Annotated in this window: 2 protein-coding genes; both read left to right on the forward strand. The window is 53.0% G+C overall.

Annotated elements, in window-relative coordinates; all coding sequences use genetic code 11:
• On the forward strand, positions 1–1,053 hold a 1,053-nt coding region (locus ABFZ84_RS14745; RefSeq protein ID WP_369314849.1), incomplete at its 5' end, for a DNA-methyltransferase.
• Between the two features lie 72 nt (positions 1,054–1,125).
• The coding region (locus ABFZ84_RS14750) for a DUF5681 domain-containing protein (RefSeq protein ID WP_369314850.1) at positions 1,126–1,768 on the forward strand (643 nt) is incomplete at its 3' end.

Consider the following 1,768-nt stretch of genomic DNA (forward strand, 5'->3'; position numbering starts at 1 on the left):
AAACAAAAACGCGCTTACGTGCTTGCCGATAACAAACTCGCCCTTAACGCCGGATGGGACGAGCAACTCCTTGCAGAAGAGCTTGAAGAATTGGTCAGCCTAGATCTCGATTTTGAAATCGAAGCAACTGGCTTCTCGATCCCGGAGATCGATCAGTTGGTCGAGGGCTTGAAGCCCGAGGAGCCAAATGATCCTGCCGATGACCTTCCCGCGCCTGATGGCCCAGCGCGATGTAGCCTCGGGGATGTCTGGCAACTGGGGCGACACCGCCTCATCTGCGGTAATGCTCTTGATCCCGATGTCGTATCTCTACTGATGAATGGCCATATGGCTCGAATGGTCTTTACGGACCCGCCATACAATGTGCCCATCGATGGACATGTCTCCGGCCTCGGCAAGATCAAGCACCGCGAGTTCGCCATGGCGTCCGGTGAGATGACCGAGGGCCAGTTCACACAGTTCTTGCAAACGGCCTTTCGCAACCTCGCCGAGGTCAGCGTTGATGGCGCTATCCATTTTATCTGCATGGATTGGCGGCACATGGCAGAGCTCATGGCGGCGGGTAGCGAAGTTTACAGTGAACTCAAAAACCTCATCGTTTGGGCAAAAGACAATGGCGGCATGGGAACGTTCTACCGGTCTCGTCACGAACTGATCCTTGCCTATAAAGTTGGGGATGCGCCACACACCAACACATTCGAACTCGGTCAGCATGGTCGCTATCGCACCAATGTTTGGAACTATCGCGGCGTCAACACCATGAAAGCCGGACGGATGGAGGAGTTAGAACTCCACCCTACCGTCAAACCGGTACAGATGATTGCCGATGCCATCAAAGACGTCTCCGGGCGCGGCGACATAGTCCTCGACCTCTTTGGAGGCTCGGGCTCCACTTTAATCGCTGCAGAAAAAACCGGACGGCGCGGATATCTGTGTGAACTCGATCCTATCTATTGCGACCGGATCATTCGTCGGTGGGAAGCCTTCGCAAAAGATGAGGCAGAACAGATCATTTGCGGCGTTACGGCCCATCCAAACAAGGTGGCCGCATGACCCGGAAAGCAATTGAAAAACACAAGGCACTCACCAACCTTCCATCATCGGAAGCGGATTACGAGGTTGGATATGGAAAGCCACCAGTCTCTTATCGTTTCAAGAAGGGAAAATCCGGCAATCCCAAAGGGCCGTCCGAAAGGGGCCAAGAACCGTCTTCCCAACCTCAATGAAGAGCGGCTCAAGAGCATCATCATCAAAGAGGCCTACCGTTCTATAGACGTCGTCGAAGGCGGCAAAACCGTGACCTATCCGATGGCACAAGCCGTGATGCGGACGCTCGCTGTCAACGCCGCCAAAGGCCAACCCAGAGCGCAAGCGTTATTTACGAGCCTTCTTGCAACAACCGAAGCCTCAGACAAACAGCTATACGCTGAATATTTTGACTCAATGATGTCGTACAAAATTGAATGGGAGCGTGAGCTTGAAGACCGAAAATTGACCGGTCGGATAGGCCCTGAGCCGATCCCTCACCCCGACCACATCGTGGTCGACATGAAAACAGGGCAAGTCGATGTCAAAGGGCCAATGACGAAAGAGGAAAAACTCAAATACGACAAACTGCGGGAACAAAAGACGTGGGCATTAGAAGAAATCGAGGAACTTACCGAAGAGCTAAAAACAGAGACGGACCCTGCAATCCGGAAGCTGATGAAAGACGATATCCGGCGCGATACAGAGATTGTCGAGAGAATCAGTCGGGTGATTACGGATT

The sequence above is a fragment of the Hyphococcus lacteus genome, from assembly GCF_041058985.1.
Classification (GTDB): Bacteria; Pseudomonadota; Alphaproteobacteria; order Caulobacterales; family Parvularculaceae; genus Hyphococcus; species Hyphococcus lacteus.